Below are 10,043 nucleotides of genomic sequence, written 5' to 3'. Positions count from 1 at the left end.
GCTCCCTCGCCACAGCCGGTGTTTACAGATTTAGCTGAGTAGCACGCGCGTCGTAAGCCTCAGCCATCGCCCGAATCTGCGGATCATTCGCTGCCGCCAGCGCCTTCTGTGCCGTACGCAAAAACTTCAAATTCCCCCCCGTCAACGCCTTGCGCAACCACTCCAGCGCCGCATCGACCTGGCCGCTGTCCGCCAACACCGCCGCATAGCTGAACTGCCCGCGAAAATCCCCGGCTTCGGCGGAGCGTCGATACCACGCTACGGCGGCGTCCAAATCTCTCGGGCAGCATTGGCCGTCTTCCAGATAACGCCCCAGCAGGTTCATCGACTTGGCATGGCCTTGTTCCGCTGCCTGGCGGTATAGGCTCAGCGCCTGTTGCTGGTCTTCGGCCACACCGCGCCCGGTCGCCAACAGGTTGGCGTAGTTGTATTGCGCCCAATCCAAACCGGCTTCGGCGGCCAAACGGTACTCTCGCGCCGCTGCCGTTTCATCCGCCGCACCACCCCAGCCATGTTCCAAACAGCGCCCGGCCATATTGCGCGCCATTAAGTGCCCGCCCTTTGCCGCAATCTGGAACCAGCGCAACGCCAGCGCTTCATCGCGGGCAATGCCACGCCCTTCCAGCAGGATCTGCCCGAGCAGCGCCTGGGCATCGACCACGCCCTCCTTTGCCGCTATCAGGATCGCCTGGGCTGCGCGCACGGGGGAATCGTCGAGCATGCTTTGCAACTGCTCGACGTTGAGCACTTCTTCACGGCGCAACAAGAAGCCCATGTCAGACCTCGACCCAGCGGCGCAACAGGTTGTGGTAGGTGCCGGTGAGCTGGATCAGTGCCGGGTGGTCTGGCACATCGGCGCTCAGTTGCTGGATCGCACCGTCCATTTCGAACAGCAGGGTACGCTGGCTGTCTTCGCGCACCAGGCTTTGGGTCCAGAAGAACGAGGCGTAGCGCGCGCCACGGGTCACGGCGTTGACTTTGTGCAGGCTGGAACCGGGGTACAGCACCATGTCGCCGGCGGGCAACTTCACACGCTGCAGGCCAAAGGTGTCCTGGATCTCCAGCTCGCCACCGTCGTACTCCTCGGGGTCGCTGAAAAACAAGGTGGATGACAAATCGGTGCGCACGCGTTCGTGGCTGCCTTTGGGCTGGCGCACGGCGTTGTCGATGTGAAAATCGAAACTGCCGCCGGCGGTGTAGCAGTTGAGCAACGGCGGGAAGACCTTGTGCGGTAACGCCGCCGACATAAACAGCGGGTTCTGCCACAAACGTTCCAACATCGCCGCGCCGATTTCCTTGGCCAATGGGTGGCCTTCGGGTAATTGCAGGTTGTGCTTGGCCTTGGCGGACTGGTGCCCGGCAGTGATTTTACCGTCGGCCCAATCGGCGGCTTCCAGGGCTTTGCGGATGCGCTGCACTTCCTCACGAGAGAACAGGCCGGGGATGTGCAGCAGCATGGGCAATACCTGAATTCAGAGAGACGCCAATGGTATTGATTCTTATCCGCCCTGTAAAACGCCGCGACGGATGAGTTCGTAGAAACCGTAAGCAAAAAGTGTAAAGAATGTAAATTCAGTGCAATTAGCAATGTATCGCAATTGATAGAAATACTTGTTAACACTATATTCCGCGGCCTCACATCCTTGGGGAAAGGACACGTCATGTCGCGCACCACTACAAAAATACCTGCCAGTTCACCACGCATGCTGGCTTCGGCCATCGGCGTTGCCCTCAGCGCCAGCTCAGTCGCCCACCTGGCGCAGGCTGCCGAAGACACTGAACAAAAAGGCCAGCGCAACAGCATCTCCCTCGGCGCCACCAGCATTACTGGCGAAGAACAGGACAACACCTCCTACCAGGTCGAAAAAGCCTCGTCGCAGAAATACACCGCACCGCTGGTGGATACGCCGCGTTCCGTCACCGTGGTGCCGCAACAAGTGCTCAAGGACACCGCCGCCACCTCGTTGCAGGACGCCTTGCGCACCGTACCGGGCATCACGTTCGGCGCAGGTGAAGGCGGCAACCCCCAGGGCGACCGCCCGTTCATCCGTGGTTTTGACGCTCAGGGCGACACCTACCTGGATGGCGTGCGCGACACCGGCGGCCAGAGCCGTGAGATCTTCGACATCGAGTCGATCGAAGTCAGCAAGGGCCCGAATTCGTCGTTCGGCGGCCGGGGCTCGGCCGGTGGCAGCCTCAACCTGGTGAGCAAGACCCCACAAGCGCGGGACTTCACCAACGGCGGCTTCACCTACGGTTCCGACCAGACCCGCCGCTATGTGCTCGACGTGAACCGTCAGTTCCTCGACGACAGCGCCGCGTTCCGCCTGAACCTGATGAGCCACGAACAGAACGTCGCCGGTCGCGACGCGATCAATTACGACCGCTGGGGCGTCGCTCCGTCGCTGACGTTTGGCCTGGGCACCCCGACCCGCGTCAACCTCAGCTACTACCACCTGGAAAGCAACGACCTGCCGGATTCGGGGATTCCCTACGGCTACGGCTCGTCGACCGCGACGGCCCACGTGCATGACAAACCCAATGACGGCGGCGACAGCGATAACTTCTACGGTCTCAAGGATCGCGACTTCCGCAAGACCCGCGCCGACATCAGCACGTTCTCCATTGAGCACGACCTGAACGACAACATGACGTTGAAGAATACCCTGCGCCACGGCAGCACCGGGCAGGACTACATCCTGACGCAACCGGACGACAGCAAGCTCAACGTCAACAAATTCGGCACCGTATGGCGTCGCGCCAACAGCCGGGTCTCGACCACAACCACCACCACCAACCAGACCGACCTGTTCGGCAGCTTCCAGGCCCTGGGCTTCAAGCACAGCTACTCCACCGGCCTGGAATTCACCGGCGAAGAAACCCGCGTCAGCAGCTACACCATCAGCCCCAATGCCAACCCGATCTGCACCGTGGCCAAAGGCAGCCTGGGCGGCCAGTGCACCTCCCTGAGCAACCCGAACCCGGATGACGCCTGGACCGGCAGCATCGCGCGCAACTATTACGGCACCAGCACCAAGGCCACCAGCCGTGGCGCCTACGTGTTCGACACCATTGAGCTGGACCCGAAATGGTTGCTGAACGTCGGCCTGCGCTACGACACCTTCGACACCGTTGCCAACACCGACTCCGCAACCGGCCGCAGCAAAATCAAAGAAGACAGCCAATTCTTCAACTGGCAGGCCGGGCTGGTCTGGAAGCCGGTGGAAAACGCCAGCATCTATGCCTCCTACGCCACGTCGGCAACACCTGCCGGTGGCCTGGTGGGTGAAGGGTCGGACGGCAACCCATTGTCTGCCGGTGCCGCCAGCAGCGACTTGCAGCCGGAAGAAACCGTCAACTACGAGTTGGGCACCAAGTGGGACCTGTTCCACGATCGCCTGTCGCTGACCGCTGCGGTGTTCCGTACCGAGAAGAAAAACACGCGCATCCTGGTCGACGCCCTGACCTATCAGAACGCCGGTGAGTCCCAGGTCGACGGCCTGGAACTGTCCGCCAGCGGCAAAATCACCGATCAATGGCAGGTGTTCGCCGGCTACAGCTACCTCGACAGCGAACTGGTCAAGTCCGGCTTGAACGGTCGCAACGGTGTGGTCAGCTCGGGGTCGAGCAAAGGCAACCAAATGCCCAACACGCCGAAGAACACCTTCAGCCTGTGGACCACCTACGACGTCACGTCCAAGCTCACCATCGGTGGCGGCGCGTTCTACGTCGACCAGGTTTATGGCGATGCGGGCAACACCGTTTATGTACCGTCCTACACCCGCTACGACGCCATGGCCAGCTACAAGCTGACCAAGAACGTGGACCTGCAATTGAACGTGCAAAACCTGACGGACAAGCTGTATTACGACAAAGCCTTCTCGACGCACTTCGCCAACCAGGCGGCCGGTCGCACGGCGTTGTTGACCACCAGCTTCCACTTCTAAACAGCCGCACCACGCAGCAAAAAGCCCCACGCATCGGATGCGCGGGGCTTTTGCGTGTAAAACAGAATGTTTCTCGACAAGCCACGGCATAATGCGCGCCGTGCCCTACATATCCGGATAGACGAGGCGGTCAGACGTGTTGAAGAAAACCCTGTTCCAGTTGCACTGGTTCTTCGGCATTACCGCCGGGCTGGTGCTGGCCTTGATGGGGATCACCGGGGCTGCGGTCTCGTTTCAGGATGAAATCCTACGGGCGCTCAACCCGAGCGTACTGACCGTGGAAAAACGCGAAGCCGGTGTATTGCCGCCCGCCGAGCTGGTGCGCAAGCTGGAAGCCACCGAAGGCCAGACCGTGGCCATGCTGTTCGTGGAAAGCGAAAGCGGCAACGCCGCCCGTGTGTTCTTCACCCCGCCGCCCGGTGAACGCCGTGGACAGTTGCGCTATTTCGATCCCTACACCGGTGACTACATGGGCGACGTGGTGGGTCAGGAGGTCTTTGGCTTCCTGCTGCAGTTCCACCGCTTCCTGGTGATGGGTGATACCGGACGCAACATCACCGGCGCCTGTACGCTGATCCTGGTGTTCTTCTGCCTCTCCGGGTTGTACCTGCGCTGGCCGCGCCAAGTGGCAAGCTGGCGTGCCTGGCTGACCTTGGACTGGCGTAAAAAAGGCCGTGCCTTCAACTGGGACCTGCACTCGGTGTTCGGCACCTGGTGCCTGTTGGCCTATCTGCTGTCGGCACTGACCGGGCTGTATTGGTCCTACGACTGGTACAGCCAGGGCCTGACCAAGCTGTTGTCCGACGCCCCACAGAATGAACGGGTGCGCAAACGCGGCCCAGCCCCTGAAGGTCCGGCGCCCGTAGCCAATTACGATGCGATCTGGAGCAGCATCTACAGCAACGCCGGCCCCGGCTTGAGTGCCTACAACATCCGCATGCCAGCTGTCGCCGGGCAACCGGCCACCGTGTACTACCTGCTAAACAATTCGCCCCATGACCGCGCGCTGAACCAGATCAACCTGGACCCGGCGACCGGCGAGGTGAAATCCCACGACCGCTACGCCAGCAAGACCCTCGGTTCACAACTGCTGACCAGCGTCTACGCGCTGCACACCGGCAGTTACTTCGGCCTGGCAGGAAGGATCACTCTCACAGTCAGCTCGGTGCTGATGCCGCTGTTCTTCATCACCGGCTGGCTGTTGTACCTGGACCGTCGTCGCAAAAAACGCCAGGTGCGTGACGCGCGTAAAGGCCTCACGACCAACGCCAGCGATGCCCCGGCCTGGCTGATCGGCTTTGCCAGCCAGAGCGGTTTTGCCGAGCAGCTTGCGTGGCAAACGGCTGGCCAATTGCAGGCGGCTGGTTTGCCGGTGAAGGTGCAGTCCCTGGGCAGCGTCAGCCAGGATGACCTGCGCCAGTCGGAAAATGCGCTGTTCGTGGTCAGCACCTTCGGCGACGGCGAAGCGCCCGACAGTGCTCGCGGTTTCGATCGCAGCGTGCTCGGCCAAGACCTGCCCCTAAAGGGCTTGAACTACTCGGTACTGGCCCTGGGCGACCGTCAATACGAACACTTCTGCGGCTTCGCGCGGCGCCTGCATTTCTGGCTGACCCACCAGGGCGGCAACGCGCTGTTCGCCCCGGTGGAAGTCGACAGCGGTGACACCGCCGCCCTGCTGCACTGGCAACAACAACTCGGCCAGCTCACCGGCCACGCCCCGGCGGCCGCTTGGCCGACCGCCCAATACGAAAACTGGACGCTGAGCCAACGCACCCTGCTCAACCGCGACAGCGCAGGCGCCGATGTCTACTTGCTGGGCCTCACCTCCTCGTCACCACAACGCTGGCAAGCCGGCGACCTGGTGGAAGTGCTGCCGCGCAACTGCCCTTGGGCCATCGAGCACTTCCTGGGGGGCCTGGGCCTGGCCAACAGCGACGGTGTGTTGATCGACGGCATGGCGCATACCCTCGACCAGGCCCTGGCCACTCGCCAACTGCCGACGCATCGCGCTCACCTGGTCGGCCTGCACGCCCAGGCGCTGGTGGACGCGCTGGTGCCGCTGGGCATGCGCGAATACTCCATCGCCTCGATTGCCAGCGATGGCGTACTCGAATTGATCGTACGCCAGGAACGCCACCCCGACGGCAGCCTGGGCCTGGGATCAGGCTGGCTCACCGAACATGCGGCCCTCGGCTCCAGCATCAGCCTGCGCCTGCGCCGCAACAGTGGTTTTCATCTCCCGGACATCCCCGTGCCACTGATTTTGCTGGGCAACGGCACCGGCCTGGCCGGCCTGCGCAGTTTGCTCAAGGCACGCATTGCCGACGGCCAGCAGCGTAACTGGTTGCTGTTCGGTGAACGCAATATCAAGCATGACTTCCTCTGCCAGGACGAGCTGCAAGGCTGGCTGGCCAGTGGCGATCTGGCGCTGCTGGACCTGGCGTTTTCCCGCGACCAAGAGGAAAAAATCTACGTACAGGATCGTCTACGGGAGTCAGCCGAGGTACTGCGTAAGTGGCTGAGCGACGGCGCGGCGATTTATGTGTGCGGGAGCCTGCAGGGGATGGCGACTGGGGTGGATCAGGCGTTGGTGGACATCCTTGGCAGTGAAGCCGTGGAGCGGTTGATCGAACAAGGTCGCTATCGCCGCGACGTCTACTGAGATCTTACAGACGTTAAGGAACCCATGTGGGAGCGGGCTTGCTCGCGAATGCGGTGGATCAGTCAGCTAATGTGCGACTGGCACACCGTATTCGCGAGCAAGCCCGCTCCCACAGTTGATTGCGTTCCAAGTCAGGCGGGTTGGAGTTTTTGTTCGAAGACCGACACGCCATCCAGATCCCGCAAAATCACGGTCAACTCCGCCGTCTGCCCATCAATGTTCACCTCGCCAAAAAACTGAAAACCGGCGAATGGCGAGGTGTTCTGTGCCGGCGGCGCCTTCTCGAACACCACCTCTGGCCCAAAGGTCTTATCCAACGGATTAGGCCCGAAACTCCCCGCATTCAACGGCCCGGCGACAAACTCCCAAAACGGCTCGAAATCCTGGAACGCCGCACGATCCGGGTGATAGTGGTGTGCCGCGCAGTAATGCACATCCGCCGTCAGCCACACGTGGTTGCGTACCTTCTGCGCCCTTAAAAAGCCCAGCAGCTCGGCAATTTCCAGCTCACGCCCTTGCGGTGCGCCTGGGTCGTTATTGGCAATCGCTTCCCAGCGCGGCACGCCGGGGCTCACTTCGCCATCAGGCACACCCAGGCCAATCGGCATGTCAGCGGCGACGACTTTCCACTGCGCCTGCGAGCCCTTGAGTTCGCGCTTAAGCCAATCCAACTGCTCGCGGCCGAGGAAGGGTTTTTCAGCGCCCAGGTTGTCATCGTTCGGCCCGCGATAGCTGCGCATGTCCAGCACGAACACATCCAGCAACGGCCCATAGCTGAGCTTGCGATAAATGCGCCCGCCGCCATCGGCGCTCTGCCGACGCATCGGTGAATATTCCAGCCAGGCCTGGCGCGCACGGCCGACCAAGGTGTTGATGTCCTTGACCTGATAACGCTCATCCAACTGCTTGCTTGGCGACCAGTTGTTCACCACTTCATGGTCGTCCCACTGCCAGATCTGCGGCACTTCGGCGTTGAAGCGACGGACGTTTTCATCCATCAGGTTGTAGCGGTAATTGCCGCGATACTCATCCAGGGTTTCGGCCACCTTGCTCTTGGCGTCGGTGGTGAGGTTGCGCCAGATGCGCCCGTCTTCGACCTTGAGCTGCGCCGGCACTGGGCCGTCGGCGTAGATGGTGTCGCCGCTATGGATAAAAAAGTCCGGCAGGCGCAGGCGCATCGCTTCATAGATGCGCATGCCGCCGATATCCGGGTTGATGCCGAAGCCTTGGCCGACGGTGTCGCCACTCCACACAAAACGGATGTCGCGGCGCTGTTGCGGCACGCTGCGCAGGTGCCCGAACCAAGGCTCGCTGGCGACGCCGGTCTGGGCATCTTCGAAGTGCACGCGGTAGAAAATCGCTTGGTCGGCGGGCAGCCCGGTGAGTTCGACGCGGGCGGTAAAGTCGGTGCGGTTGTCGGCCAGGGGCGAAACAAATCGACGGGGGTTGCTGAAGACGCTGCGGGTGTCCCACTCCACCACCATGCGGGCCGGGCGGTCGCTGCGGCTCCAGATCATGGCGCGATCACCGAGCAGGTCGCCGGACTGCACGCCGTCGGTGAGTTGCGGCCGGTCCTTGACCGAGGCGATCACCGCCGGGGCCAGGCCCGGCAGTAACAGGCCGGCGCCGACAGCTTGCATCACGCGGCGGCGGCCGAGATCGAAATGGCTCATGCAGGTGCCCTCTTGGTTATCAAAAGGGCCACTTAAGCATGGGGTTATGACACCGGTGCGACAGTCAGCTCGACCGCTTCCGGACGCTTGATCAGCGCATACACCAGGCCGGTCAGCACGCTACCGGCGACAATCGCCAGCAGGTACAGCAGCGCGTGGTTCATCGCATTCGGGATGACCAGCACCGCGAGGCCGCCGTGGGGCGCCGCGAGCTTGCAACCAAAATACATCGACAGCGCACCCGCCAACGCGCCACCGGCGATGCTGGCCGGGATTACGCGCAGCGGGTCTTTGGCTGCAAAGGGAATCGCGCCTTCGGAGATAAACACCATGCCGAGAATGATCGCTGCCTTGCCGGCCTCACGCTCCGTCTGGGCAAACTTGCGGCGTGCCAGGAAGGTGGCGATGCCCATGCCGATGGGCGGCACCATGCCCGCCGCCATCACTGCGGCTATCGGCGCGCCACTGTGCTCGGCAAGCATGCCGACGGAAAACGCATAAGCTGCCTTGTTGATCGGCCCACCGAGGTCGACGCACATCATGCCGCCCAACAGCACACCCAGCAGCACGGCGTTGGTAGTGCCCATAGTGTTGAGGAATCCCGTCAGGCTCACCAGCATGCGCGCCACCGGCGGCCCGACCAGGTAGATCATCGCCAGGCCGGTGAACAGGCTCGCCAGCAACGGAATGATCAGGATCGGTTTCAGCGCATCCAGGCTTTGCGGCAGCTTGACCGCGCGGGTGATCAGCTTGACGCAGTAACCGGCCAGGAAACCGGCGAATATCCCGCCGATGAAGCCTGCACCCAATGTCGTCGCCAGCAACCCGCCGATCATGCCGGGGGCCAGGGCCGGACGATCAGCAATGGAGTAGGCGATGTAGCCTGCCAGCAGCGGCACCATCAACATGAAGGCCTGGCTTCCCACCGACTTCAACGCGGCAGCCAGGGTGCCTTGCTCTTCAAACGCCGTGATGCCGAACATATAGGACAAGGCAATCAACAACCCACCCGCCACCACCATCGGCAACATGAACGACACACCGGTCAACAGGTGTTTATACACGCCGGTCTTTTCTTGCTTGGCCACCGCACCGCTGGCCGCGCTTTCCACCGCACCTTCGGCCAGCGCCTTGTTGAGGGTGGCCTCGGATTGCTTGAGGGCAATGCCGGTGCCGCAACGGTAGATCTTCTTGCCGGCGAAACGCTCGGTGGCGACTTCGATATCCGCCGCCAGCAACACCACATCGGCGTCGGCGATGGCCTGCGGGCTCAAGGGCGTGCGCGCGCCGACCGAGCCTTGGGTCTCGACCTGCAAGTCGTAGCCCAGCCGCTTGGCCGTCTGTTGCAAGGCCTCTGCAGCCATGAAGGTATGGGCAACCCCGGTTGGGCAGGCCGTAATGGCGACGATACGCGGTGCATTTTTGGCCGCCTGTTGCGTAGCCACATACACCTGCGCCTCTTCAGCACCACGGCGCAACACCGCGTCGACATCCGCCAGCGCCTGGGCCGGCGTGCTCTGGAATACGCGCTTGCCGACAAACCGTTGCATATCCACCGGGGTGCTGGTGACCAACAACACCCATTCGGCGTCGTTGATCGTGGCCTGGGACAACTGGCGCTCCGGGCGCTGCACATCCACCACTTCAACGCTGGTGCTCCAGCCCTGGCGTTGCGCGGCGGCGTCCAACAAGCGGGCGCACAGCACACTGGTGACCATGCCGTTCGGGCAGGCGGTAACAATGGCTAACTTCATCACAAAC

6 protein-coding genes are annotated in these 10,043 nt (G+C 62.3%); 2 read left to right on the top strand and 4 right to left on the bottom strand.

Annotated elements, in window-relative coordinates; genetic code table 11:
- Nucleotides 1–22: 22 nt before the first annotated feature.
- On the bottom strand, nt 23–775 hold the full coding sequence (locus HX823_RS09535; RefSeq protein WP_038844741.1) for a tetratricopeptide repeat protein: 753 nt from the start codon (nt 773–775) through the stop codon (nt 23–25).
- Nucleotide 776: 1 nt separating this feature from the next.
- A complete protein-coding gene (locus HX823_RS09530) occupies nt 777–1,457 on the bottom strand; it encodes a Fe2+-dependent dioxygenase (protein WP_038844739.1) in 681 nt (226 codons plus the stop codon).
- A gap of 204 nt (nt 1,458–1,661) precedes the next feature.
- Between HX823_RS09530 and HX823_RS09525 the strand changes: the two genes are divergently transcribed.
- Together HX823_RS09525 and HX823_RS09520 are read left to right on the top strand one after the other, a co-directional pair.
- Complete coding sequence (locus HX823_RS09525) at nt 1,662–3,947, top strand: TonB-dependent siderophore receptor (RefSeq protein WP_177074756.1); 2,286 nt, start codon at nt 1,662–1,664, stop codon at nt 3,945–3,947.
- Between the two features lie 136 nt (nt 3,948–4,083).
- Complete coding sequence (locus HX823_RS09520) at nt 4,084–6,609, top strand: sulfite reductase flavoprotein subunit alpha (protein WP_177074755.1); 2,526 nt, start codon at nt 4,084–4,086, stop codon at nt 6,607–6,609.
- 131 nt (nt 6,610–6,740) lie between these two features.
- Here HX823_RS09520 and HX823_RS09515 read toward each other — a convergent pair whose 3' ends face one another.
- Nucleotides 6,741–8,282 (bottom strand): alkaline phosphatase, encoded by a 1,542-nt coding sequence (locus HX823_RS09515; protein ID WP_177074754.1) that lies wholly within the window; start codon nt 8,280–8,282, stop codon nt 6,741–6,743.
- A gap of 44 nt (nt 8,283–8,326) precedes the next feature.
- A complete protein-coding gene (locus HX823_RS09510) occupies nt 8,327–10,036 on the bottom strand; it encodes a PTS fructose-like transporter subunit IIB (RefSeq protein ID WP_177074753.1) in 1,710 nt (569 codons plus the stop codon).
- Between the last annotated feature and the right edge of the window lie 7 nt (nt 10,037–10,043).

It is taken from the genome of Pseudomonas sp. P7759 (assembly GCF_013386445.1).
Classification (GTDB): Bacteria; Pseudomonadota; Gammaproteobacteria; order Pseudomonadales; family Pseudomonadaceae; genus Aquipseudomonas; species Aquipseudomonas azotoformans_A.
This window is presented reverse-complemented; position numbering and strand designations above follow the sequence as displayed.